The 25,261-nt window shown below is 69.3% G+C and carries 22 protein-coding genes; 16 read left to right on the forward strand and 6 right to left on the reverse strand.

Going from position 1 to position 25,261, the window contains the following annotated elements; genetic code table 11:
* Positions 1 to 325 precede the first annotated feature (325 nt).
* A complete protein-coding gene (locus tag AB0M67_RS36670) occupies positions 326 to 1,246 on the forward strand; it encodes an AEC family transporter (RefSeq protein WP_365751949.1) in 921 nt (306 codons plus the stop codon).
* A 67-nt stretch (positions 1,247 to 1,313) separates the two neighbouring features.
* Here AB0M67_RS36670 and AB0M67_RS36675 read toward each other — a convergent pair whose 3' ends face one another.
* Positions 1,314 to 2,324: a 1-aminocyclopropane-1-carboxylate deaminase gene (locus AB0M67_RS36675; RefSeq protein ID WP_365751950.1), complete on the reverse strand. Its 1,011-nt coding sequence runs from the start codon at positions 2,322 to 2,324 to the stop codon at positions 1,314 to 1,316.
* 297 nt (positions 2,325 to 2,621) lie between these two features.
* On the opposite strand from AB0M67_RS36675, the gene AB0M67_RS36680 reads away from it, so the two are divergent.
* The 10 genes from AB0M67_RS36680 (at position 2,622) to aspA (ending at position 12,023) form a co-directional block, all read left to right on the forward strand.
* Positions 2,622 to 3,119: an SPW repeat protein gene (locus AB0M67_RS36680; protein WP_365752011.1), complete on the forward strand. Its 498-nt coding sequence runs from the start codon at positions 2,622 to 2,624 to the stop codon at positions 3,117 to 3,119.
* A 106-nt stretch (positions 3,120 to 3,225) separates the two neighbouring features.
* Positions 3,226 to 3,873 carry a peptide deformylase gene (locus tag AB0M67_RS36685; protein ID WP_365751951.1) on the forward strand — a complete coding sequence of 216 codons (648 nt, stop codon included), beginning with the start codon at positions 3,226 to 3,228 and terminating at the stop codon, positions 3,871 to 3,873.
* A 158-nt stretch (positions 3,874 to 4,031) separates the two neighbouring features.
* Positions 4,032 to 4,895: a helix-turn-helix transcriptional regulator gene (locus tag AB0M67_RS36690; RefSeq protein WP_365751952.1), complete on the forward strand. Its 864-nt coding sequence runs from the start codon at positions 4,032 to 4,034 to the stop codon at positions 4,893 to 4,895.
* Positions 4,896 to 5,166: 271 nt separating this feature from the next.
* Positions 5,167 to 6,117, forward strand: a complete 951-nt coding sequence (locus tag AB0M67_RS36695; RefSeq protein WP_365751953.1) for a TauD/TfdA family dioxygenase — start codon at positions 5,167 to 5,169, stop codon at positions 6,115 to 6,117.
* Between the two features lie 126 nt (positions 6,118 to 6,243).
* On the forward strand, positions 6,244 to 6,732 hold the full coding sequence (locus AB0M67_RS36700) for a carbonic anhydrase (RefSeq protein WP_365751954.1): 489 nt from the start codon (positions 6,244 to 6,246) through the stop codon (positions 6,730 to 6,732).
* Between the two features lie 215 nt (positions 6,733 to 6,947).
* Positions 6,948 to 7,103, forward strand: a complete 156-nt coding sequence (locus AB0M67_RS36705; RefSeq protein ID WP_365751955.1) for a hypothetical protein — start codon at positions 6,948 to 6,950, stop codon at positions 7,101 to 7,103.
* Between the two features lie 32 nt (positions 7,104 to 7,135).
* Positions 7,136 to 7,945: a FadR/GntR family transcriptional regulator gene (locus tag AB0M67_RS36710; protein ID WP_365751956.1), complete on the forward strand. Its 810-nt coding sequence runs from the start codon at positions 7,136 to 7,138 to the stop codon at positions 7,943 to 7,945.
* A 116-nt stretch (positions 7,946 to 8,061) separates the two neighbouring features.
* The gene (locus AB0M67_RS36715) at positions 8,062 to 9,453 is read left to right on the forward strand and encodes an amino acid permease (protein ID WP_365752012.1); all 1,392 of its coding nucleotides are present in this window, start codon (positions 8,062 to 8,064) and stop codon (positions 9,451 to 9,453) included.
* Between the two features lie 2 nt (positions 9,454 to 9,455).
* Complete coding sequence (locus tag AB0M67_RS36720) at positions 9,456 to 10,526, forward strand: asparaginase (protein WP_365751957.1); 1,071 nt, start codon at positions 9,456 to 9,458, stop codon at positions 10,524 to 10,526.
* A gap of 78 nt (positions 10,527 to 10,604) precedes the next feature.
* Entirely contained in the window at positions 10,605 to 12,023 is a 1,419-nt protein-coding gene (gene aspA / locus AB0M67_RS36725; RefSeq protein ID WP_365751958.1) for an aspartate ammonia-lyase, read from the forward strand.
* A gap of 43 nt (positions 12,024 to 12,066) precedes the next feature.
* Here aspA and AB0M67_RS36730 read toward each other — a convergent pair whose 3' ends face one another.
* Positions 12,067 to 12,699 (reverse strand): winged helix-turn-helix domain-containing protein, encoded by a 633-nt coding sequence (locus AB0M67_RS36730; protein ID WP_365751959.1) that lies wholly within the window; start codon positions 12,697 to 12,699, stop codon positions 12,067 to 12,069.
* Positions 12,700 to 12,786: 87 nt separating this feature from the next.
* On the opposite strand from AB0M67_RS36730, the gene AB0M67_RS36735 reads away from it, so the two are divergent.
* The 3 genes from AB0M67_RS36735 (at position 12,787) to AB0M67_RS36745 (ending at position 15,027) form a co-directional block, all read left to right on the forward strand.
* Entirely contained in the window at positions 12,787 to 13,044 is a 258-nt protein-coding gene (locus tag AB0M67_RS36735) for a hypothetical protein (protein ID WP_249950002.1), read from the forward strand.
* A 175-nt stretch (positions 13,045 to 13,219) separates the two neighbouring features.
* Positions 13,220 to 14,092 (forward strand): serine protease, encoded by an 873-nt coding sequence (locus tag AB0M67_RS36740; RefSeq protein ID WP_365751960.1) that lies wholly within the window; start codon positions 13,220 to 13,222, stop codon positions 14,090 to 14,092.
* A 71-nt stretch (positions 14,093 to 14,163) separates the two neighbouring features.
* A complete protein-coding gene (locus tag AB0M67_RS36745; protein ID WP_365751961.1) occupies positions 14,164 to 15,027 on the forward strand; it encodes an SMP-30/gluconolactonase/LRE family protein in 864 nt (287 codons plus the stop codon).
* Positions 15,028 to 15,038: 11 nt separating this feature from the next.
* Here AB0M67_RS36745 and AB0M67_RS36750 read toward each other — a convergent pair whose 3' ends face one another.
* From AB0M67_RS36750 to AB0M67_RS36765, 4 genes are all read right to left on the reverse strand, one after another.
* Positions 15,039 to 15,623 (reverse strand): hypothetical protein, encoded by a 585-nt coding sequence (locus AB0M67_RS36750; RefSeq protein WP_351395341.1) that lies wholly within the window; start codon positions 15,621 to 15,623, stop codon positions 15,039 to 15,041.
* Positions 15,624 to 15,684: 61 nt separating this feature from the next.
* The gene (htpX, locus tag AB0M67_RS36755) at positions 15,685 to 16,590 is read right to left on the reverse strand and encodes a zinc metalloprotease HtpX (RefSeq protein WP_365751962.1); all 906 of its coding nucleotides are present in this window, start codon (positions 16,588 to 16,590) and stop codon (positions 15,685 to 15,687) included.
* Positions 16,591 to 16,737: 147 nt separating this feature from the next.
* The gene (locus AB0M67_RS36760) at positions 16,738 to 18,480 is read right to left on the reverse strand and encodes a glycoside hydrolase family 6 protein (RefSeq protein WP_365751963.1); all 1,743 of its coding nucleotides are present in this window, start codon (positions 18,478 to 18,480) and stop codon (positions 16,738 to 16,740) included.
* Positions 18,477 to 19,982, reverse strand: coding sequence for a cellulase family glycosylhydrolase (locus AB0M67_RS36765; protein WP_365751964.1), 1,506 nt, complete (start codon positions 19,980 to 19,982; stop codon positions 18,477 to 18,479). Before AB0M67_RS36765 ends, AB0M67_RS36760 begins: the two co-directional genes overlap by 4 nt.
* Before the next feature lie 260 nt (positions 19,983 to 20,242).
* Between AB0M67_RS36765 and AB0M67_RS36770 the strand changes: the two genes are divergently transcribed.
* Both AB0M67_RS36770 and AB0M67_RS36775 read left to right on the forward strand, forming a co-directional pair.
* Complete coding sequence (locus AB0M67_RS36770; protein WP_365751965.1) at positions 20,243 to 23,200, forward strand: glycoside hydrolase family 48 protein; 2,958 nt, start codon at positions 20,243 to 20,245, stop codon at positions 23,198 to 23,200.
* A 413-nt stretch (positions 23,201 to 23,613) separates the two neighbouring features.
* A complete protein-coding gene (locus AB0M67_RS36775) occupies positions 23,614 to 25,170 on the forward strand; it encodes a M4 family metallopeptidase (RefSeq protein ID WP_365752014.1) in 1,557 nt (518 codons plus the stop codon).
* The last annotated feature ends 91 nt before the right edge of the window (positions 25,171 to 25,261 follow it).

Below are 25,261 nucleotides of genomic sequence, written 5' to 3' on the forward strand. Positions count from 1 at the left end.
GTACTGGGGAGACCCTCCGCCTTGCGATCGCACGCACCGGACGCCGCAGGCCCCGCCCTGCGGGCGGACGGCGCTACTTTCGCAACACGCCCTAGGGCCTGATTCTCGGTGGTCGTGGCCTTGTGCGGATCCGGCCGGAGGAAAGGATCATGGCTTTCACCCGAGTGGCGGAGCGTGCCGTGTTCTTCCGCGCCCCCCGGGCGGGCCGGTCTCGGTGCGCGAGATCACGTTGACCTCGGGGGGCGTTCCTCGGGAAGGTTGGGTGCATGACGCATGTATCCGTACCGTCGCCCGGGGCTGTCCTCTCCACCCACGGGGGCGTGCGGTGCGCGGGGTACTGACCGGATTCGGCGTCATCGCGGTCGTCATCGGTGTCGGTTATCTGATAGGCCGTCGCAGATATCTCGGGGACAACGGGCGCGAGGTGCTCACCAAGCTCGCCTTCCACGTGGCCACGCCGGCACTGCTGTTCACCACGCTCGCCCAGGCCGATCTGTCGGTGGTGCTCTCCAGCAGGCTGCTGATCACCGCGCTCAGTACGGTGGCCGCCGCCGGGGTGTTCGTGGCGGTCGCGGTCGTACGCCGCTGGGACGTGGGGGCCACCACGATCGGCGCGCTCTGCTCCAGCTATGTCAACGCCGGGAATCTCGGCATTCCGATCGCCGTCTATGTCCTCGGCGACGCCTCGCTGGTGGCGCCCGTACTGCTCTTCCAGCAGATCGTGGTCACACCGATCGCGCTCACGGTGCTCGATCTCTCGGGCTCCGGCGAGAAGCGACCGGTGTGGCAGCGGGTGACCACACCGCTGCGCAACCCGGTCGCGGCCAGCTCGCTGTGCGGAGTCGCCGTGGCGGCGACGGGGGTGACGGTGCCGGGCCCGGTGCTTGACCCGCTGGTACTGATCGGCAATATGTCCGTCCCCGCGGTGCTGCTGGCCTTCGGGATCTCGTTGTACGGCAGCGCCCTGCCGGGCCGGGGCCCCGACCGCCTGCCCGTGGTGCTGTCCGCGGTCCTGAAGTCCGTGGGGCAGCCACTGGTGGCCTGGGCGCTCGGGGCGCTGGTCTTCGGGCTGCACGGCGCGGCCCTGCTCGATGTCGTGGTGACCTCGGCCCTGCCGGCCGCGCAGAACCTCTATACGTACGCGTCCCGCTACCGCGTCGCCGAACGGCTGGCCCGTGAATCGATTCTGCTGTCCACGATGCTGTCGGTGCCCGGACTGGTCGTGGTGGCGGCGTTCCTCGGCTGACGGCGGCGGCCCAGCCACCCGGCCGGGCGGCGGCCCAGTCACCCGGTCACTCACTCGCGCGGTCATGTCATCGGTCGAACGCGCCGCTGTACGCGTTGAGCGCGGGCTGGCCGCCCAGATGCGCGTACAGCACCGTCGACTCCGCACCGATCTCGCCCGTACGCACCAGATCGATCAGCCCGGCCATGGACTTGCCCTCGTACACCGGGTCGATGATCATCCCCTCCAGCCGGCCGGTGAGCCGGATCGCCTCCAGCGTCGACGCCACAGGGACGCCATAGCGGTCGCCCGCCCACCCTTCGAGCACGCTGATCTCGTCGTCGCGCAACTCGCGCCGCAGCCCGATCAGATCGGCGGTGCGCCGGGCGATGCGCTCGACCTGCGCGCGGGTCTCGTCGATCCTCGCGGAGGCGTCGATGCCGATCACCCGCCGCGGGCGGTCCTGGCCCGCGAATCCGGCGATCATCCCGGCCTGTGTGGAGCCCGTGACGCTACAGACGACGATCGTGTCGAAGAAGACGTCGTGCTCGGCCTCCTGGCGCTCCACCTCGTACGCCCAGTTCGCGAACCCCAGCCCGCCGAGCGGGTGTTCGGAGGCTCCGGCCGGGATCGGGTACGGTGCGCCGCCCTCGGCCCTCACCTCGTCCAGCGCCCGCTGCCAGGAGTCCTTGATTCCGATACCGAACCCCGCCGGGCCGAGCCGGACATCGGCGCCCATGACGCGGGACAGCAGGATATTGCCGACCTTGTCGTTCGCGGGATCGGGCCAGTCGACCCACTTCTCCTGGATGAGCCGGGCCTTGAGACCGAGATGAGCGGCGACGGCCGCCACCTGCCGGGTGTGGTTCGACTGGTACCCCCCGATCGATACCAGCGTGTCCGCGCCCTGGGCCAGTACATCGGGAACGATGTACTCCAGCTTGCGCGTCTTGTTCCCGCCGAAGGCGAGAGGGGAGTTGCAGTCCTCGCGCTTGGCCCAGACGCGGGCGCCGCCGAGGAACTCGGTCAGCCGGTCCAGCCGGTGGATCGGGCTGGGTCCGAAAAGCAGGGGATGGCGCGGGAAATCCTCGACGGCCACGGGGAAGTCCTCTCTGCGGGAAGGCGTCTCCCGGTACGGCTTTCCCCGTGGCGCGCCCCGCCAAGAGTCGGCCGGGCTCCCCAGCCGCGCCGCCAGCAAGGCCGGCAGCCCGCCCAGCGAGCCCGCCGGCCTGCTGGAGGAGGGCGGAACAGCGGTTGAGACGGTTGAGCAATAAAGGATATTTGGGTCTTCTTATCCCACCACTACACAAAAGCTGCCAAAGCGCGCAGAATGGATCTGGTGCGGCTCGATGCCGCGCACCACGGTCAGACTTCGCGAGCGAAGGAGGCGAGTCGTATGGCCGACGTCTCACACCCGAGGCAGGACGTCTCACAAACGAGGCAGGATGTCTCACATACGAGGCAGGACCTGGCCGGCCACCCAGATGTCCCGGAGATGCGGGAGCGCTACAACCGCATGCTCGGCGGACGCGACGTGGCGCTCGTCGACGGGCCGCTGTTTCTCGTCGGCCTGTTCTGCGCCCTGTCGCCCTGGATCGTCCACTTCAACACCACCCAGCCGGCGCTGGCCACGCACAACCTCATCATGGGAATCGCGCTCGTGGTTCTGGCGGTGGGCTTCACTGTCATGCCGCAGCGCATGTACGGCCTCAGCTGGGCCATGTGCGCCATGGGGGTGTGGCTGATCATCGCGCCCTGGATCGTCGGTACCGGTCCTGACAAGGGCATCATCTGGACAAACGCGGTCATCGGAGCGCTGACCATCCTGCTCGGACTGGTGTGCGCGGGCGCGGCGATGAAGAAGAGGGGCCGCAGCGGCCGGACGGCGGCCTGAGTCGAGTGGTTCGGCCCGTCCCGGGATGCCGGGCGGGCCGGCCATCGCCCCCCACTCTCGCTGTCCCTCTCCCGAAGTCCGGGGTGAAGTCTGGGACAGTGGGGCCATGCAGGCCATCACGCGCACCGAACTCACCGATCTCGTCGACTCCGTTCTCGACGGGCCCACCCCGCTTTCCATCGTCTCCGCGGGCGATCCCGTGCTGCGGCGCCCCGCGGTCCCGTACGAGGGGCAGTTGGGAGAGGCCCGGCTGGAGCATCTGGTGCGTGTGATGCGCGAGACGATGCATGCCGCGCCCGGCGTTGGACTGGCGGCGCCTCAGGTCGGGATTCCCCTGCGGCTCGCGGTCATCGAGGACTCCGCCGAGGTGATTGACGAGGTGCGCACCGCGCGGGGCCGGGTGCCGCAGCCGTTCCGGGTGCTCGTCAACCCGTCGTACGAGCCGATCGGCGACGGCCGGGCCGCGTTCTTCGAAGGCTGTCTGAGCGTCCCCGGCTGGCAGGCCGTGGTCGTACGGCACGCGCGGGTCCGGCTGCGCGGACAGGACGAGCGGGGACGGGAGCTCGACGAGGAGTTCTCGGGATGGCCCGCCCGAATCGTCCAGCACGAGACGGACCATCTCGGCGGAACGCTCTACCTCGACCTCGCCGAGATGCGCTCGCTGTCCAGCACCGAGCACGCCGTCGAGCGGTGGTCGGAGCCCACCCCCGCCCTGGCCGCGGAGGAACTGGGCTTCACCCTTCCCACGTCCTGACGGGTCTTGGCCCACCGCGCCGCGAACACCGCTCGGGCGTCGCTCCAGGAGTTCCGAACGAGCCGTCAGATACCCATGTCCACACGCGAGTCGCTGTGGCAGACTTCCCCGATGTAACGGTGGCGCTCGGGGGGTGCTGTGGTGCGTAGAGGTGGGACGTGAGCGAGCCGCGCTCCGCGCCGACGATCGGCCAACTCGTCCTCAGCAAGCAGTTGCAGACCCTGCGCGAGGGCGCGGGCCTGAGCCGGGAGCAGGCGGGCAGGCTGCTGCGTGTCACCGCCGCCACCGTCCGCCGGATGGAGACGGCCGAGGTCTCGCTCAAGATCCCTTATGTGCAGATCCTGTTACCCGCCTACGGCGTGCCCGCCGACGATGCCGAGATCTTTCTGCGGCTGGCGGACGAGGCGAACGAACCGGGCTGGTGGCAGCGGTTCCACGACATACTCCCCGACTGGTTCAGCGGATACGTGAGCCTCGAAGAGGCCGCCACGACCATTCGCTCCTACGAACCGCACTTCGTGCCCGGACTGCTCCAGACCGAGGAGTACGCCCGCGAGGTCCTCACCGCGGGCGCCCTGGGCCGGATGACCGACCCCGGCAGGATCGACCGCCATGTCGCGCTGCGCAAGCGGCGCCAGGCGCTGCTGACCCGTGCCAACGCCCCTGCCCTCTGGGTCGTGCTGGACGAAACGGTGCTCCGAAGACCCGTTGGCTCCTCGGCGGTGATGCGGGCACAGATCGACCGGCTGCTGGAGGCGACGGAGCTGCCCAATGTGACGATCCAGATAGCCGAGTTCGCCTCCGGCCATCACCCCGGCACCTACAGTCCGTTCGTGCTGTTCCGCTTTGATATGCCAGAAGTGCCCGACATGGTGTACATCGAGTATCTGACCGGTGCCCTCTATCTCGATCAGAACGCGGAGGTCACCGAGCACAAGCAGGTCATGGACCGGATGGTGACCCACGCGGAGTCCGCGAGCCGGACCAGACAGCTCCTCGCCGGGTTCCGCCGGGAGATCTGAGGTACGGTGCCTGTCATGGGTACGTACTCGACCTTCCGTGCAGTGGAGCCGCGCCACAGCGGCCCCCGCGGTGAGTGCGCGCCCCGCGGCCACAGCTTTCTGCGCCGCCGCGGCCGGGTGGGATCTCCCCCGGCCCGTTCCTGTCGCTGATCCGCGACACCGCCCGTAGCGCCCTCCGGCCCGTCGTTGTCAGCGGGCCCGTCCGCTCCGGGATCTCGCCTCCGCCGAACCGCCCTGTGTGATGCCCGCTGTCGTTCCCCCGAGGAGACCCGTGACCATCGCCGCCCCCGCCACCGCCTCCGAACCGTCCCTGTCACCCGTACTGCGTGATCACCGCGTACCCGCCGACGGCCTGTACGAAGGCCCTCGTTCACTGCGCCGTGTCCCGGAGAAGTGGGAGGACCGGCCGTACGAACTCTTCGACGTCGTCCCGCAGGGGCGGATCATCGGCGCCGAGATCCGCGGGCTCGATCTGTCCGTCCCGCCGGCCCCCGCTGTACGCGAAGAGCTCAACCGGGCGCTGCTGGAGTGGGAGGTGCTCTTCTTCCGGGGGCAGCGTCTGTCCTCGGAAGCGCAGCGCGCCTTCGCCCGTAACTGGGGCGAGTTGGAGACCAATCCGCTGCTGGCGACCGGCGACGCCCCGGAGGTGGTCCGCTTCGACCGGAGCGCGGTGCCCACCTTCGAGAATGTCTGGCACGCTGATGTGACGTTCCGCGAGCGACCCGCGCTGGGCGCGGTGCTGCAACTGCGCGAGGTGCCGCCGGTCGGCGGTGACACCATGTGGGCCGACATGGCGGTCGCGTACGACAATCTGCCGCAGGGTGTGAAGGACCGGATCGACGGCGCCCGCGCCGTGCACGACTTCGTCCCGGGCTTCGTCCGGTTCTCCCCGCCCGCTCAACTGGCCGCTTTCCAGGAGCGGTTCCCGCCGGTCGAGCATCCCGTCGTACGGCGCCACCCGGAGACCGGCCGGCGGACGCTGTTCGTCAACACCTCCTTCACCACCCGGATCGTGGGGCTGGAGCGTGCGGAGAGCGACCGGCTGCTGCGCCTGCTGTTCCAGCAGGCCCATGTGCCGGAGTACCAGGTGCGGTTCCGCTGGCAGGCGGGGGACGTCGCCTTCTGGGACAACCGCGCCACCCAGCACTACGCGGTCAATGACTACGCTCCGCACCGCCGGGTGGCCGAGCGCGTCGCCATCGCGGGCGACCGGCCCTTCTGACCGCCGGCGGTGGCCCCCGCGGATTGCCGGAGCGTTGCAATGTCGTGGCGGGGCGGATTGTCGCCTTCTGTAGTCGAATGCCGGGCCTCTACCCTGACCCCGTCAGCTACGGAAAGTGGGACAGACATGTCCGTCACCGACGAATACCTCGCCAACAACGCGAAGTCCGCGGCTTCCTACGGGGGCGCTCTGCCCCTTCCCCCCTCCCGGCGACTCGCCGTGCTCGCCTGCATGGACGCGCGCCTCAACGTCTACCGGATCCTCGGTCTGTCGAACGGCGAGGCGCACATCATCCGTAACGCCGGGGGAGTGGTCACCGATGACGTGATCCGCTCTCTGACCATCAGTCAGCGTCTGCTGGGCACCCGCGAGATCATCCTCATCCACCACACCGACTGCGGAATGCTCACCTTCACCGACGACGGCTTCAAGCGCGACATCGAGGCCGACACCGGTATCCGGCCGCCCTGGGCGGCGGAGGCGTTCCCGGATGTGGAGGACGACCTGCGTCAGTCACTGCGCCGGATCACCACCAACCCGTTCATCCCGTACACCGACGCGGTGCGCGGCTTCGTCTTCGATGTGGGCAACGGCAGGCTCAAGGAAGTGAAGTGAGGAAGTGAAGTGAGGAAGACCGGTGTGAACCGCGGCGGATCAGCCGTGGACGCCCGCCCGTTCGCTCAGTGACCGCGGGATGAGGGAGAGGGCTTGCTCCTCCTGTGACAGCCCCAGCGCGAAGTGGACCAGCGCCCAGCAGGCCCAGGCCGCCTCGCGCTCGGGCAGCCCCGTGCCGAATCAGGACTCGGTGGCCGTCCGGGCGGAGAGGCCGAGTGGACTGTGGTGCCGGGACCGGGCTGTTCGAGCTGCTGCGTGACGGCTGTCATGTCCTGCTCGATCTCACCGGCGGCCTCCACGGCGATCCGGCCGGCGACCCCGCCCACCGACTCACCGTCCACAGCGCGCCCCCGGCCGGACGGAGTTCTTGACAGCGATCTCCCGGGGGGTTCAGGATGCGCGGGTGAACCTGTCAGACAGCCAGACAGCTGGCGAGGCGCCCAAGCGGATCAGCGCACTGGAAGCGGTGCTCGGTCATCTTCGCGGTGCCATCGAGCGCGGTGAGTACGCCGTGGGGGAGAAGCTCCCCTCCGAGGCGGAGCTCTGCCGCCGCCTGGAAGTGAGCAGACCCGTGCTCCGGGAGGCGCTGCGCGCGCTCCAGACCATGGGGCTCACGGTCTCGCGCACCGGCAAGGGCACCTTCGTCCTCTCCCACGGCCCGGTCGAGGACCCGACCTTCGGCGACTACTCGGCGAGCGACCTCCTTGAGGTGCGCCGCCATGTGGAGATCCCGGTGGCCGGGTACGCGGCGCTCCGCCGCACCCCCGAGGACCTCGACCATCTCGCGCATCTGCTGGAGCGGATGGAGCGGGAGACCGACACCACCGCGTGGGTGGCGATGGACACCCTGTTCCATCTCGCGGTCGCGCGGGCCGCCCAGAATCCGGTCTTCCGGCGGGTCATCGAGGAGATCCGGGACGCGCTGGCCCGCCAGTCGGCGTTCCTCAACGATCTCGGCGGCCGGCGCGAGCAGTCGAACCAGGAGCACCAGGCGATCGTCGACGCGCTCGTCGACCGTTCCGAGCACGACGCCGTGGAAGCCATGACCCACCATCTGGCCCGTGTCGAGTCGACGCTGACCACCATCGTGGGCTCGCCGCGGCGCGCGGTTCCCTCCGCGGAGGACGCCCTCGCGATTCCCTCCGCGGGAGTTTCCCCCACAGCGGTACCCCCCACCGCAGTTCCCCCCACAGAAGGCGAAGCCCGCGCGTGAGTGAACAGTCCCTTGAGAAGCCGCGACCGTCAGGGCGGGAGCCGCAGCAGCACGGCGTGCACATCGACGCCGGTGACGCCGGATACAGCAAGTCCCTGAAGTCCCGGCATATCAATATGATCGCCATCGGCGGAGCCATCGGCACCGGGCTGTTCCTCGGCGCGGGCGGCAGACTCGCCGACGCCGGGCCCTCGCTGGCCGTGGCCTACGCCGTCTGTGGAGTCTTCGCCTTCCTCGTCGTGCGCGCCCTCGGAGAACTGGTGCTGCACCGGCCGTCCTCCGGGGCGTTCGTCTCGTACGCCCGTGAGTTCCTCGGTGAGAAGGGGGCGTTCGTCGCGGGCTGGATGTACTTCCTGAACTGGGCGACCACCGGAATCGCCGACATCACGGCGGTGGCCACCTATACCCACTACTGGGGCATGTTCACCGATGTCCCGCAGTGGGTGATCGCCCTGATCGCGCTCGCGGTCGTGCTGACCGTGAATCTGATCTCCGTGAAGATCTTCGGCGAACTGGAGTTCTGGTTCGCGATCATCAAGGTCGGTGCGCTGGTCCTCTTCATGCTGATCGGTATCTTCCTGCTGGTCACCCAGCAGCCGGTGGACGGCCACACCCCCGGTCCCTCGCTGATCACGGACAACGGCGGCCTCTTCCCGGCCGGGATGCTCCCGATGCTGCTGGTCATCCAGGGCGTTGTCTTCGCGTACGCCTCCGTGGAACTCGTCGGCGTCACGGCGGGCGAGACCGCGCACCCGGAGAAGGTCATGCCCAAGGCGATCAACTCCATCATGTGGCGCGTGGCCCTCTTCTACGTCGGGTCGGTCGTGCTGCTGACGATGCTGCTCCCCTGGAACGCCTACTCCGCCCACGAGAGCCCCTTCGTGACGGTGCTGTCCAATATCGGCGTGCCCGCGGCCGGTGGGGTGATGAACCTCGTCGTCCTCACCGCCGCGATGTCGAGTCTCAACTCCGGGCTCTACTCCACCGGCCGCATCCTGCGCTCCATGGCGATGTCGGGGTCCGCGCCGAGGTTCACCGGGGTGATGAGCCGCAGCCAGGTGCCGTACGGCGGCATTCTGCTCACCTCCTCGATCTGTGTGCTGGGCGTCGGCCTCAACTACCTCGTACCGAGCGAGGCGTTCGAGATCGTGCTGAACTTCGCCGCGCTCGGCATCCTCAGCACCTGGGCCATGATCATGGTCTGTCATCTGCTCTTCTGGCGGAAGACACAGGCCGGGCAGCTCGTACGCCCCGGCTACCGGCTCCCCGGCTCGCCGTGGACCGAGATCGTCACGCTGGCCTTCCTCGCGTCCGTGCTGGTCCTGATGTACGCCGACGGCGGCGCGGGCCGCACGACCGTCCTGTCCCTGCCCGCGATCGGGGCGGCGCTGGTCGTGGGCTGGTTCCTGGTACGGGGCCGGGTCGGGACCGTACGGGAAGCCGCCGGTAACGCTCCCCGTACCGGTACCGGGACATCCCCCGGCACCAAGAACGACAACGAGAGCTGAGCATGAGCCACCCCACCCCAGCCGGTGCCACCCCGTCGCACCCGCCCCGTCCCGCGCGCCCGACGAGCCCCCTGCCGGGCGAGCCCCCCGTCGTCCGCGAGCCGGCCCATGTCCCCGTCGCGCGTGTCGTACGGGGAGGCGTTGTCGAGGGCGTTCACTACGGCTCGGTCGTCGTCCTCGCGGCGGACGGTGGTGTGGAGTACCAGGCGGGCGACATCGAGGCCGCGTTCTACCCGCGCTCGGCGCTCAAGCCCGTCCAGGCGGTCGGACTGCTCCGCGCGGGACTGCCGCCGCTCGACAGCGAGTCGCTGGCCCTCACGGCGGCCAGCCACTCCGGCGAGGAACGCCATCTGGCCACGGCCCGGCGCATCCTGGACGCCGCCGGGCTGACCGAGGACGACCTGCGCAACGTGCCCGATCTGCCCTACGACCCGGCGGTGCGGGACGAGTGGATCCGCGCCGGGCGCGGCCCGAGCCGGCTCGCCCAGAACTGCTCGGGCAAGCACGCCGCCATGCTGATGACGGCCAAGGCCAGGGGCTGGTCGCTGGAGAACTACCTCGACCCCGGGCATCCACTCCAGCGGGAGATCGCCTCGGCCGTCGAGGAGCTGACCGGACAGGGCATCGCACGGGTGACGGTCGACGGCTGCGGCGCGCCGCTCTTCGCCGTATCCCTGCACGGTCTCACCCGGGCCGCGGCCCGGATCGCGACGGCCGCGCCCGACAGTGACGAGGGCCGGGTCGCGCACGCCATGCGCACGCATCCGGAGCTGGTCTCCGGCAGCGGCCGGGATGTCGCCCGGCTGATGCGCGCGGTGCCTGGACTGCTCGCCAAGGACGGCTTCGAGGGCGTACAGATCGCCGCGCTGCCGGACGGGCGGGCCGTCGGCGTGAAGATAGCCGACGGCGCCGACCGCGCCAGGATGCCGGTGACCGCGGCGGCGCTCGCGAGGTGCGGGGTCGATCCGGAGGTCCTGGCCGCGTTCGACCACGCACCGGTCATCGGGGGCGGACGGGAGGTCGGAACCCTGCGTGCGGCGGGCGCGCCGCCGGCCGCCCCGTCCGCCGCGTAACACCGTTCCACCGCTTCGCCGTTCCGCTCTGCCGCTCTCCGCTCTCCCCTGCCTCCCCCCTGACGAAGGACCCGCGACATGACTGCCGGCCACCGCCGCGAACACGATCTGCTGGGCGACCGCGACATACCCGCCGACGCGTACTGGGGAGTCCACACCCTGCGCGCCTCGGAGAACTTCCCCATCACCGGTACGCCGATCGCCGCCTACCCCCATCTGATCAACGCGCTCGCCGCCGTCAAGGAGGCCGCGGCCCGCGCCAACCAGGATCTCGGGCTGCTCACCACCGAGAAGGCCGACGCCATCTCCGCCGCCTGCCGGGAGATCAGGGACGCGGGCCTGCTGCACGACCAGTTCGTCGTGGACGTGATCCAGGGCGGCGCCGGTACGTCGACCAATATGAACGCCAACGAGGTCATCGCCAACCGCGCGCTGGAGATCCTCGGTCACACCAAGGGCGACTACCAGGAGCTGCACCCGAACGAGGACGTCAACCTCAGCCAGTCGACCAACGACGTCTACCCGACCGCCGTCAACGTCGCCACGATCCTCGCCGTACGGGAACTGCTCGACGCGATGACGATCCTGCGCGAGGCGTTCGCCGCCAAGGCCGAGGAGTTCCGCGAGATCCTCAAGATGGGCCGGACCCAGCTCCAGGACGCGGTGCCGATGACGCTGGGCCAGGAGTTCTCCGCGTACGCCGTCATGCTGGAGGAGGACGAATGCCGGCTGGCCGAGGCCGTCTGCCTCGTCCATGAGATCAACCTCGGCGCGACCGCCATCGGCACCGGTCTCAACGCCCCGGTGGGGTACGCGGAGGCCGCCCGCCGCCATCTCGCCACCATCACCGGACTGCCCCTGGTCACCGCGGCCAATCTCGTCGAGGCCACCCAGGACTGCGGCGCCTTCGTCCATCTCTCCGGTGTGCTCAAGCGCATCGCGGTCAAGCTCTCCAAGAGCTGCAACGATCTGCGGCTGCTCTCCTCGGGACCGCGCGCGGGCTTCGCGGAGATCAATCTCCCTCCTGTGCAGGCCGGTTCCAGCATCATGCCGGGCAAGGTCAATCCGGTGATCCCGGAAGTCGTCAATCAGGTCGCGTTCGAGGTGATCGGCAACGACGTCACCATCACCATGGCGGCGGAGGCCGGGCAGCTCCAGCTCAACGCCTTCGAACCGATCATCCTGCACTCCCTCTCGGAGTCCATCACCCATCTGCGGGCGGCCTGTGTCACGCTCGCCGAGCGCTGCGTGTCCGGTATCACCGCCAATACGGAGACCCTGCGCGCGAGCGTGGAGAACTCCATCGGGCTCGTCACCGCGCTCAACCCGCACATCGGCTACCTCGCCGCGACCGAGATCGCCAAGGAGGCGCTCGCGTCGGGGCGCGGCGTCGCCGAACTGGTCCTGGAACGGGGGCTGCTCCCGGCCGACCGGCTCATGACGCTGCTGCGCCCGGAGGTGATCGCGGGTACGGGCACCGATACGGACGCGGCCTGATACGGAGCCGCGACCACGCGGCGCGCCCCGGCCGGTCCCCCGGTCACGGCGAGCCGTGCTCCCTGCGGGGGAACGACTGGAGCTGTACGACGACCGGGAGCGCGTCCGGGGCGGGCTCGGCGTCGGGGGCGGGCTCGGCGCCGGGCGACGGGAGATGGCGGGCGATGACCGCCGCCAGCTCCTCGTTCAGGGCCCGCAACTGGTCCGGTGTCATCCGCAGATCACGCCAGTCCGAGATCGTGCCGGCGTTGCGCCACTCGTCCTCCCACTCCTCGCCCAGGTAGTGCGTGACCCGGTCGAAGTGCTGTCGCAGGAGCTCATGGGTGAAGACCGACACCGCGCCCCGGGCATCGGGATCGTCGCGGAAATCGGCGGTGTTGAGAACGTTCGTCACATTCACCGTGCGCCACCACCGCTCCCGTTTCGTACCGCGTCCCGTCTCCTCCTCGATGAAGCCGTGCTCGGCGAGATGGCGCAGATGCCAGCTGATCGTGCCGGTGTTCTCGCCGAGGCGTTCGGCGAGCAGGGTGGCGGTGGCAGGGCCGTCGAGCCTGAGCAGTTCGAAGATGCTCATCCGCAGGGGATGGGCCAGCCCTCGCAGGCTGCGCGCGTCGAGGCGCCGGGTGGGCTTGGCGGCGGGCGGTGCGGCGCGCTCCGGCGTGGGTTCGTCGGTCATGCCGGAATCGTATGGTGCGCGTCCGTGGGGTCCCCCCGCCGGTGGAGGGTCGCGTGTCCTACGCCGTCTCCACGCGTTACACCGCTCATGAACGCGTATCGATTTCTCACCGCCGCCGCGGCAGGCTCCGCGCTGCTCGCCGCTGTCGCTCCCGCCGCCCAGGCGGTCGAATTCGGCTCCACGCTCAGCAGTGCGGCGCAGACCGCGGCGACCGTGGGCACCAAGGCCGAGCCTGTCGTGGAAGGCGTCCTCGGGAACAAGGTCGACAAGAAGGTGGGCGCCGTGAAGAGCGCGGTGAAGGCCGGGGCCGACGCGGTGAAGGCCGGGAACGATCTGATCAACTGAAGGGAATGACGGTGGGGGCGGTGCCGGTCGGCGCCGCCCCCACCGTCATGTCGGGGGCCGGGGTCCCGTGGTCCGCGTGGGGGAGTTGGTCCAGGCATGGTTGCCCGCAGCCGGACATGCGTCAACAATGCCCATGACAAAACCGAAGGAACTTCGGTCACAGAGGGGACCCCACATGAGAAAGCCTCTCCTCGGCGCGCTGCTCGCCGTTCTGCTCCTCGGAGCGGGAGCGGCACCCGCCATGGCCACGAGCCATGACGCGGGCGCGCCCACGAAGACCGCCGGGACCGCGGCAACCGCCCAAGCCAAGGTCCAGGCAGTCGACTTCGCCGGAACGGTGGCGCTCAGCAACTGTTCCGGCTCCGTTGTCCGTACGCCCGCCTCGCAACCGAGCGACCCCGCTCTCGTGCTGTCCAACGGCCACTGCCTGGAGAGCGGTATGCCCGCCGCCGGCCAGGTCATCGTGGACAGGGCGTCCACCCGTACCTTCAGCCTGCTGAACTCCTCGGGCACCGGCGTCGCGACCCTGCGCGCCAGCAAGATCGCGTACGCGACCATGACCGACACCGATGTCTCGCTGTACCAACTCACCAGCACCTACGCGCAGATACAGAGCGCGTACGGGATATCGGCACTGGAACTCAACGCCACCCGCCCGGTCCAGGGCACCGCGATCAAGGTCGTCTCCGGCTACTGGAAGCGGATCTACAGCTGCAACATCGATGGATTCGCCTATCAGTTGAAGGAAGGGAGCTGGACCTGGAAGGACTCGGTCCGCTACACCTCCGCGTGCAACACGGTCGGCGGCACCTCGGGCTCGCCCGTCATCGACAACACCACGGGCAAGGTCGTCGCCGTCAACAACACCGGCAATGAGAGCGGTGCGCGCTGCACGGTCAACAACCCGTGCGAGGTGGACGAGAACGGCACCGTGACCGTACGCCAGGGCATCAACTACGCCCAGGAGACCTACGGGATCGTGCCGTGCGTCGGTACCGGCAGCAAGATCGACCTGACCCGTACCGGCTGTACCCTGCCCAAGCCGTAGGAAGCGGGGAGCGCGTACACGGCAGTGGCGCCGCCGGGGGACCGGCGGCGCTGTCGACGAGAGGGGCCGCCATGCGCGCCGAGCAGTGGACCGGGATCGTCACCCGGCACGGCGAGGGGCCCGGCTGGGACCCCCACACCGGGCAGTTGAGGATCGTCGACCTGCTGGCCGGAGACCTGCTCACCTTCGACACCGGAGCCAACGGCGGTGACGCGTACGAGCGGTGGCATCTCGGGGCGGTCGCGGCGGCCTGGCGGCCCCGGCGCTCCGGGGGCGTGGTCGCGGCGGTCGAGCGGGGCTTCGTCCTGGTGGCCGAGGACGGCACCGTCACCCCCGGCGACGAACTGTGGACCGACCCCACGGTGCGGATGAACGACGGGGCCTGCGATCCGGCCGGCAACTTCTACTGCGGTTCCATGGCGTACGACACCCGCCCCGGTGCGGGTTCCGTCCACCGCCTCACCCCTGACGGCGCCACCTCGGTCGTGCATACCGGGGTCACCATCTCCAACGGCCTCGCGTGGGCCCCGGACGGTGGCTTCGCCTACTACGTCGACACTCCTACGCAGACCGTCGCCCGGATCACGGCCGACCCGTCGACCGGACACTTCTCCACCCCCGAACCCTGGGTCACCATCGACCCGGACGACGGCTCCCCGGACGGCCTCACCCTGGACGCCGAAGGGGGAGTGTGGGTGGCCCTGTGGGGCGGCTCCGCCGTCCGCCGCTACGCCGCCGACGGCACCCTGGACGAGGTGGTCGAGGTCAACGCCCGCCAGGTCAGCGCCTGTTCGTTCGGCGGTGACGGCTACCGCCGGCTCTTCATCACCACCTCGCGCCAGGACCTCGTGGACGGCGACGACCCGGCGGCGGGCGCCGTGTTCACCGTCGATCCGGGCATCGCAGGACTCGCCCCGCTGCCGTACGCCGGGTGACGACGCGGCTGTCAGAGCCCCGGCGCACCCCAGACGGGGAACCAGCGCGCGAGATCGGGCTCGATGCGCAGATCGTTCCCGAGCACCGCTCTGACCTGGAGTTCCCGCTGATTGTCACGCTTCTCGGCGCTGCCCGGCAGGGGCGCGAAGGGGTAGAAGCTGCCGCGTTTGTAGAGATACACGAGCGCCAGGGGCCGCTGTTCGGTGTCCCGGAAACTGAGCAGTGAGCAGAGCAGCTGCGGGCCGAAGCCGCCGTCCTGGAGCAGGGTGTTGACCGCGTGCAGATCGTTGACCAGGGTGGCCGTGTCGTCGGGCGCCCGGCGCGCGAGCAGCCAGGTGTAGCCGTAGGAGTCCTGGCTGAACTCCACCGGGCGGCTGTCCTGGCCGGTGTCCGCGTCCAGCAGCTCCCGCACGTCCTGCCGGATCCGGGCGAAGCCGCCGCCCTCGACGCCCGCGAAACAGACCGAGCCGAGGCCGGTGGGGGTGTATCCGGCCCCGGCCTGGAGGGTGAGGGCGGCTGACGGGAGGGCGAAGAGCTGGTCGAGATCGGGGCTGACCGGTTTGCTCCGGCCGAGGATGGCGTCGAGAAGGCCCACGGGACCAGCTCCTCAGAGTGACGGCGGTGACGGCAGGTGACGACAGGGGATGGCAGGGGGCTCACGGACGGGCGAGTTCGGCGGAGATACGGGCGAGCTGGTCCAGCCGCTGTTCCAGCGTCGGGTGCGAGGCGAGCAGCCGTCCCAGGCTCTCCTTCGAGGCGAACGCGGGCACGAAGTAGAAGGCGTTGTACGGCTCCGCCTTCCGCAGGTCCTCCGTCGGGATCCGCGCCATCTGACCGCTCACCTTGGTCAGCGCCGAGGCGAGCGCCGAGGGCCGGCCGGTGAGCAGCGCGGCCGTACGGTCGGCGGAGAGCTCACGGTAGCGGGAGAGCAGCCGGGTCAGCAGGAAGCCGATCGCGTACACCACCGCGCTGACCAGCGGAATCAGCAGAATCGCGAGCCCGGCGGGGCCGGCGTTCCTGGCGCTCCTCGACAGCCCGCTGTAGAGCGCGATCCGGGTGATCAGGCCCGCGAGCACGCCCAGGAACGAGGCGATGGTCATCACCGCGACATCGCGGTGCGCGACATGTGACATCTCGTGTGCGAGGACGCCTTCCAGCTCCTCCGGCTCCAGTCTGCGGAGCAGGCCGGTGGTGGCGCAGACCAGCGCGCTGCGTTCGCTCCGGCCGGTGGCGAAGGCGTTCGGTATGTCACTCCGCGCGATCGCCACCTTGGGTTTGGGCATATCGGCCAGCGCGCAGATCCGGTCGACGGCGCCGTGCAGCTCGGGCGCCTGCTCGGGGGTGACCTCGTGCGCGCCCATGCCGAAGGCCGCGATCTTGTCGCTGAACCAGAACTGCGCGATGAACAGCCCTCCGACGAGGATCAGGATGATCGGCCAGAACTTGCCCAGCACGGCCAGCAGCACACCGACCAGAACCACGTACAGCAGCCCGATCAGGAACATGGTGGTCACCATGCGGGTGGTCAGACCGCGGTCCTGGGTGTAGCGGGTCTGTGTCATCGCTCGCCTCCATTAGTTCTTTCTTCTTTCATTTTCCCCCTTTCCTGGCGAAACGGAATAAGCGCACTATATGGAAGGCGTAGGACCGGCCCCCCGAGGCGCCCCCCGGCCGGTCCTACGCCCGTCTCGCGGCCTGTTCCGCGACCGCTACAGCGCCGGGTTCGCGTTCTTCAGCAGCTCCTGGAACTGCGCGGAGAACCAGTCACCGGACAGCGGCGCGTTCGGCAGCGCACCGGACATGTGGTTGTTGTTCCGGGGATTGCCGGTGTACGTCGGGTCGCACATCCGGTCGAAGCCCTTGCCCTGGTCGTTCGGGATCTCCTTGCTCGCGCCGTCCGACTCGCCCGGGGGCTTCATCCACACGTACGCGTCGATCCCGGCGGCGGGCGACACCTTCGGCCGCTCGCCCAGTCCGGCTCCGGACTGGTTGCACCAGTTCCCCAGGTGGATCCGGCGGTCGTAGCGCCCGCCGTCCACATAGGTGTCCACACTTGTCTGCGGTCCCGGGCCGGTGGGCCGGGCCGAGCCGCCCCAGCCGTTGCGGGAGGTGTCGATCAGCATGCCGATGCCCGACGGGAAGCCGACGTTCACCAGCTCCTGCCGGAAGGCCTGGGCGAACGACTGCTCGTCGACGTAGCGGTTCCAGTCCACCCACGTCGACTCGCGGACCGATTTGCCGGCCACGTTGTCGTTGATGGTGAAGTTGTTCTCCTTGAGCGCGCCGTAATTGGCGGTGTTGGCGATGAAGCCGTGCACCTTGTCGACCGTGCTGCCCTCGGCGGTCGCGGCCTGCTTGAAGATCTGCGCCGAGGCGTTGAAGTTGTCGTCCCAGCCGATCCAGCCATGGTGCCCCGCGTCGACATAGTTGTAGACGTTGGGGACGGCGCCGAGGTGGTTGAGCGCGTAACCGACGCCCTTGACGTAGTTGCCGTTCGCCTTCATCACATCGCACTGCGGGGTGACGGTCGGCCGGGGTGTGACATTGGTGACCAGATTGGGCAGCGAGTCGATCTCGACGGTCGTCACGATCCGCAGCCCGGCGTACTTGCTGTCGGCGAGTATCGCGGCGATCGGATCGATGTACTCGCTGCGGTACCGGCCGATCTCCGTCGGGCCCAGCTCCCCGTTGGAGGCGAGCGCGGCGCAGTCACGGCCCGGCAGGTTGTAGATCACGAGCTGGACGACGAGCGGCTTGCCCGCGGCCTGCCGTAACGCCTCGTCGAGATGGTCGCGCAGCCCCATGCCCGTGCCGACACCCTCGATGGCCGCGATCCGGTCCAGCCACACACCGGTCGGCTGATGGGAGATCTTGCTGCCGCCGGGTTCGGCGGCGGCCTTCGCGGACCACTCCGGGTTCACGTACACCCCGGCGCCCACGTACGGGTTGTCCACCTTGGAGCCGGCGGGCGGGTCCGTCGGCGGGTCGGTCGGGGGATCCGTGGGATCGCCGCCACCCGGGGCGTTACAGGTGACCCCGTTCAGCTTGAAGGCGGCCGGAACGGCGTTGGATCCGGTGACCGAGGCATTGAAGCCGAAGGTCGCCGAGGCGCCGGTCGCCAGCGAGCCGTTGTACGACACATTGGCGGCGGAGACGGCCGTACCGCTCTGGGTGATCGTGGAGTTCCAGCCCTGCGTCACCTTCTGGTTGCCGGCGTAGCTCCACTCCAGCTTCCAGGAGATGATCGCGTCTCCTGTGTTGGTGACGCTGACGTCGGCCGTGAAGCCGCCGTTCCAGGAGGTCTGGATCCGGTAGTCGACGGTGCAGCCGGCCGCGGCGGCGCCGAGGGGCGCGTCCAGCGCGGTCGCGGTCCCGGCCGCGGCGGCGACCAGCGCGAACGCGGCGAGCGCCGCGCCTCGCGCACGTCGCGGAGGGGTGGTGGTGCGGCTCATGAGAGTCCCTTCAGATGGTCACGGAGTCCTACGCCGAAATTGGTGGGCGTGCCGTTGTAGTCGCTGATCAGAGCGGGCCCCGAGGAGCAGTCCCAGGTGTTCCAGGTCCACCCGAGATACGAGGCGCCATGGCCGTCGAGCCAGGCCATCACCCGGTCGATATAGCCGTGTGAGCAGGTGTTCTCGCCGATCTCGCCCGCCACCAAAGGCACGCGGGCGGCGACCGGCGCGAGCTGTTCGTTCCAGCAGCTCTCGCTCGCGCAGACGTTGAAGTTGTACGTGTGCCAGGCGGCGGCCAGATTGCCCGTGGGGTCGGTGGGCCGGTACGTCAGCCACTGCCGCATGTCGTTGGAGTAGGCGATGCCCGGCACCAGCACCAGGTTCCGGGCGCCGGTGGCCCGTACCGCGTTCACCAGCGACTGCATTCCGGCCACCTCGAAATCGATCCCCGGACAGCTGCCGCCATCGCGCCAGCAGGTCCAGGCGGCGTCGAGATCGCCGGTGGCCCGGTCCGGGAACGGCTCGTTGAAGAGGTCGAAGACCACCGCCGGGTCGTCCTTGAAGGTCTGCGCGACCGAGGTCCAGAAGGCCGGTGTGTACCGGGCGTTCGGCATCGGCTTCTGACAGGTCGCGTACTCGGTGTCCGGGCAGTGGTTGTCGTTGCCCGTGTATCTGCCGTGGGTCCAGTGCAGTTCGACGACCGGCGTGATGCCGTACGCCTCCAGCCCGGTCACGAACTGCTTGACCGCGGCGATGTAGTTCGCGCCGGCGTACTCCGGCTTCACATGCGAGAGGCCGAGCCAGCACTCCTCGTTGAGCGGTATCCGTACGGTGTTGACCTTCCAGTCCGCTATGGCCCGTACCGACGCGTCGTCCACCGGACCGTCGAAGATGCCATAGCCCTGGATGCACGCGAACTCGCCACCGGAGCGGTTCACCCCGAGCAGGCGGCGGGTCGCGCCGTTCTCGTCGACCAGTTTGTTGCCCGAGACGCGCAGCTCCGGTGGGGCGCCGCCCGGTCCCGGCGGATCGGTCGGTGGATCCGTCGGTGGATCAGTCGGCGGGTCGGTCGGGTCACCCGGTCCCGGACCGCCGTCGCACGCCACGCCGTTGAGCCTGAACGCGGTGGGCGCCGGGTTGGCCCCGGACCAGGAGGCGATGAAACCGGCACTGATCGAGCCGCCGGTGGCGATCTTCCCGTTCCAGCTCTCGTTGACGGCGGTCACGGTCTTCCCGGACTGCGACCACTTCCCGTTCCAGCCCTGGGTCACCTTCTGGCTTCCGGGGAAGTCGAAGGTGAGTGTCCAGTTCTCTACCGGTGAGCCGTTGTTGGTGAGCGTGACAGCGCCCTGGAAGCCACTGTCCCATGCGCTGGTGGTGCTGTATGCGACGGTGCAGCCGGCCGCGGTTCCCGACGCGGTCGGCTGCGGTGCGAGAGCGGTGCCCGCCACGGCCAGGGCCGCGGCGGCCAGCAGTGCGGTGAGGCGCGGTGGTGCTCGCATGGAGCGACTCCTCGATGGCCGATACGCCGCCTGACACGGCGTATGACTGATGGAAGCGCTCCCACTGGTTGGCTTCCGACGGTAGCGCCGAAGTCGCGTGAGTCAACAGTCCAGTTGAATTCTTTTATCCGGCAACTCGCCCGGACGTGCGTCGTGTTCAAACTCTTGACAGGTGCACGGTCCCGCTCAAGGCTTGGGAGCGCTCCCACTGGTTCGCACCCCCCACACCACCCGCACCGGACCGCGAGGAGGACCACCCCATGACCGGCTTACGAGGCTCACCACCAGGGGCACCACCGCCACCCGGAAGATCCGGCCGATCACGTGGAGTCCGGCGCCTGCTCACCGCGCTGGCCGCCGCCCTCTCCCTGCCGCTCGGTCTGACCGCGGTCAACAGCACCCCCGCGCACGCCGCCGCCGTCCAGTGCGGCGTCGACTACAAGACCAATGACTGGGGCACCGGCTTCACGGCCGACCTGACGATCACCAATCGTGGTACGGACCCCATCGACGGCTGGACGCTGACCTACGACTACACCGGCAACCAGAAGCTCACCAACGGCTGGAACGGCGGCTGGACCCAGTCCGGCAGGACCGTCACCGTCAAGAACGCCGCGCACAACGCCAGGATCGCGCCAGGAGCGGCGGCGACGGCCGGTGCCAACTTCGACTACAGCGGCGCCAACGCCGCGCCCACGGTCTTCGCCGTCAACGGTGTGAGCTGCACGGGCGCGCATCAGCCGCCCCTCACCGTACTCACCAGCCCGGCGCCCGGCGCGGTGTTCACCGCGGGCGGCACCATCCCGATGGCCGCCACCGCTGTCGCCGCCGACGGCGCGGGGATCTCCAAGGTCGAGTTCTACAGCGACACCCAGCTGCTCGGCACGGACACCACGTCCCCGTACACCTTCGACTACGCGAACGCCCCCGCGGGAGATCTCTCGCTCTACGCGAAGGCGTACGACGGCCAGGGCGCCGCGGCGGAGTCCACCCCGGTCGGGGTACGGGTCACCGCGGGCCCGTCGCTGGTCGCGAGCCCATCCCAACTGGGCGTGCGGCAGGGCGGGACCGGCACCTTCGGGGTGAAGCTCTCCACCCGGCCGGCCGCCGATGTGACGGTCACCGTGGCCCGCACCGCGGGCAACACCGGCCTCACCGTCACCTCCGGCTCCACTCTCACCTTCACCGCCGCCAACTGGAGCACCGCCCAGCAGGTGACCGTCTCCGCCGCGGCCACCGGCACCGGCGCCGCCACCTTCACCGCGACCGCGCCCGGCCGGACCAAGGCGGAGGTGACCGTCACCCAACTGGCGGCGGCCGGTACCTATGACGCCCGGTTCCTCGATCTGTACGGCAAGATCACCGACCCGGCCGCCGGCTACTTCTCGCCCGAGGGCATCCCGTACCACTCGGTGGAGACCCTGATCGTCGAGGCGCCCGACCAGGGCCATGAGACGACCTCCGAGGCGTACAGCTATCTGATCTGGCTCCAGGCCATGTACGGCAAGGTCACCGGCGACTGGAGCAAGTTCAACGGGGCGTGGGCCACCATGGAGAAGTACATGATCCCCACCCACGCCGACCAGCCCACGAACAGCTTCTACAACGCGTCGAAACCGGCCACCTACGCTCCCGAGTGGGACCTGCCCTCGCAGTACCCCTCACAGCTCAACAGTAATGTCCCGGTGGGCAACGACCCCCTCGCGGGCGAACTGAGGAGCGCCTACGGCACCGATGACATCTATGGCATGCACTGGATCCAGGACGTCGACAACGTCTACGGCTTCGGCAACTCGCCCGGGAAGTGCGAGGCGGGACCGGCCGACCAGGGGCCCTCGTACATCAACACCTTCCAGCGCGGACCGCAGGAGTCCGTCTGGGAGACGGTGACCCAGCCGACCTGCGACGCCTTCAAGTACGGCGGCAAGAACGGCTATCTGGACCTGTTCACCGGGGACGCGGCCTACGCGAAGCAGTGGAAGTTCACCAACGCCCCGGACGCCGACGCCCGTGCCGTCCAGGCCGCCTACTGGGCCTCGGAATGGGCCAAGGAGCAGGGCAAGGGCGGCGAGGTCGCGGCCAATGTCGCCAAGGCGGCCAAGATGGGGGACTACCTCCGTTACGCGATGTACGACAAGTACTTCAAGAAGATCGGTGACTGTGTCGGTGAGACGGCCTGTCCGCCGGGCAGCGGCAAGAACAGCTCGCACTATCTGCTCTCCTGGTACTACGCCTGGGGAGGCGCCACCGACGCCTCGGCCGGCTGGGCCTGGCGTATCGGGTCCAGTTTCAGCCACAGCGGCTACCAGAACCCGATGGCCGCCTGGGCGCTGAGTTCCTACGCCGATCTCAAGCCGAAGTCCGCCACCGGTCAGCAGGACTGGAACACCAGCCTCAAGCGGCAGTTGGAGTTCTACCGCTGGCTCCAGTCCGCGGAGGGCGGCATCGCGGGCGGCGCCACCAACAGCTGGCAGGGCCGCTACGCGGCGCCCCCGGCCGGCACCCCGACCTTCTACGGCATGTACTACGACGAGGCGCCCGTCTACCACGACCCGCCGTCCAACCAGTGGTTCGGCTTCCAGGCCTGGTCGATGGAGCGCGTCGCGGAGTACTACCACCAGACCGGCGACAGCGCCGCGAAGGCCGTGCTGGACAAGTGGGTGGCCTGGGCCCTGTCCAAGACCACCGTCAACCCGGACGGTACCTACCGGATCCCGTCGACCCTCCAGTGGTCCGGCAAGCCCGACACCTGGAACGCGACCACGCCCGGCGCCAACACCGGTCTGCATGTGACCGTCGCCGACTACACCAATGACGTCGGGGTGGCCGCCGCGTACGCCAAGACCCTCTCCTACTACGCGGCGAAGTCGGGCAACGCGGCGGCCAGAACCACCGCGAAGGCGCTCCTCGACGGGATGTGGGACCACCACCGCGACGCGCTGGGGATAGCGGTCCCGGAGACCCGCGCCGACTACAGCCGCTTCGACGACCCGGTCCACGTACCGAGCGGCTGGACCGGCACCATGCCCAACGGCGACGCGATCAACGGAAGTTCCACCTTCGCGTCGATCCGGTCCTTCTACGAGAGCGATCCCGCCTGGTCCAAGGTCGAGGCGTATCTGAACGGCGGGGCCGCGCCGAGCTTCACGTATCACCGCTTCTGGGCGCAGGCCGACATCGCGCTGGCGCTCGGCTCGTACGCCGATCTCTTCGAGTAGCGGCGTCCTTTCGAGGCGTATGAGCGATTGCTCACGGAGGGCCCCGGGCGTCAGCCGCGCGGGGCCCTCCCACTGTCAAGGGCCTTATCAATGCGACCGATTGATGTCTGTATGCCGCACTGAATTGACAACACCAGGTCAAATCCTGGTATCTGATCTGTTCCTACGAGTCCGATCGATGCCACTCTCTGGACGGCTCAGGGCGCGTCGATCACGCGGTGAGCCTGTTTGGCATTCGCACAGCTCAGCACCATCGGGCGGCGGTCCACCCAAGGCCGTCGCTTCCCCACACAGGGCCGTTCCCGCGGCCCGGCACTCTTGGAGACTGAGTGAGACTCGTAGCTTCCACCCTCCGCTCCCACACCCCCCGCAAGAACGTCGTCCGTGTCGCGGCCCTGGTCGCCTCCGCCGCCATGGTGGTCGTCGGCGTCCAGTCGGGACCGGCCGCCGCCCAGCCCGACCCCACCCGGGAGAGCGGCGCCACGGCTCTGGAGCTGAGCCCGGCCCAGCGCGTCGACGCCATCAAGTCCGCTCAGGCGGACGCCGCGAGCGAGGCCGGTGCTCTTGGCCTCGGCGCCCAGGAGAAGCTGGTCGTCAGGGACGTCATCAAGGACGCCGACGGCACCGTCCACACTCGTTACGAGCGGACCTACGCGGGCCTGCCCGTCCTCGGCGGCGACCTCGTCGTGCACGAGGCCCCGGCCGGCGGGCGCAGCGTGACCAAGGCGACCACGGCCCGCATAGCCGTGCCCTCCACCGACGCCGAGCTTCCCGCGGCCACCGCCAAGTCGAGCGCCCTGAAGGCCGCTTCGGCGGAGAAGACCGCCAAGGCGGCGGCGGACACCGCGCCCCGCAAGGTGATCTGGGCCGCGACCGGCAAGCCCGTGCTGGCCTGGGAGACCGTCGTCAAGGGCGTCCAGCCCGACGGCACCCCGAGCGAGCTGCATGTCGTCACCGACGCGGCCACCGGCGAGCGGCTCTTCACCGACGAGGCCATCGAGGCCGGCACCGGCACGGGCAAGTACAACGGCTCGGTGACGCTCGGCACCACCAAGAACGGCACCACGTACAACCTCACCGACGGCGGTCGCGGCGGCCACAAGACGTACGACCTGAACCAGGGCAGCTCGGGCACCGGCACGCTCTTCACCGACGCCGACGACGTCTGGGGCGGCGGCAGGCAGAGCGCCGCCGTCGACGCGCACTACGGCGCGGCCGAGACCTGGGACTTCTTCAAGAACGTGCTGGGCCGCAACGGCATCAAGAACAACGGTGTCGCCTCCTACTCCCGCGTCCACTACGGCAACAACTATGTGAACGCGTTCTGGAGCGACAGCTGCTTCTGCATGACCTACGGCGACGGCTCAGGCAACGCCAACCCGCTCACCTCGCTCGACGTGGCCGCGCACGAGATGAGCCACGGTGTCACCGCCGCCACCGCCAACCTCACCTACAGCGGTGAGTCCGGCGGACTCAACGAGGCGACCTCCGACATCTTCGCCACCGCGGTCGAGTTCTACTCCAACACCGCGAGCGACCCGGGCGACTACCTCATCGGCGAGAAGATCAACATCAACGGTGACGGCACACCGCTGCGCTACCAGGACAAGCCGAGCAAGGACGGCGCCTCGAAGGACTACTGGTCGTCCACCCTGGGCAACATCGACGTCCACTACTCCTCGGGTCCGGCCAACCACTTCTACTACCTGCTGTCCGAGGGCAGCGGCGCGAAGACGATCAACGGTGTGAGCTACAACAGCCCCACGTACGACGGCTCCACGGTCACCGGCATCGGCCGCGACAAGGCCACGCAGATCTGGTACAAGGCGCTCACCACGTATATGACGTCCTCCACCAACTACGCGAAGGCGCGCACCGCGACGCTGAGCGCGGCGGGCGCCCTGTACGGCACGACCAGCGCCGAGTACAAGGCGGTCGGCGCCGCCTGGACCGCCATCAACGTCAAGTGACCTCGATGGCCCGGTACAACGGCTGATCTCCGGGGGTACGGGCCCGCGCGCTCCGAGCGTGCGGGCCCGTACCCCTTCCGCTCCCCCGGAT

It is taken from the genome of Streptomyces sp. NPDC051662, assembly GCF_040681655.1.
Classification (GTDB): Bacteria; Actinomycetota; Actinomycetes; order Streptomycetales; family Streptomycetaceae; genus Streptomyces.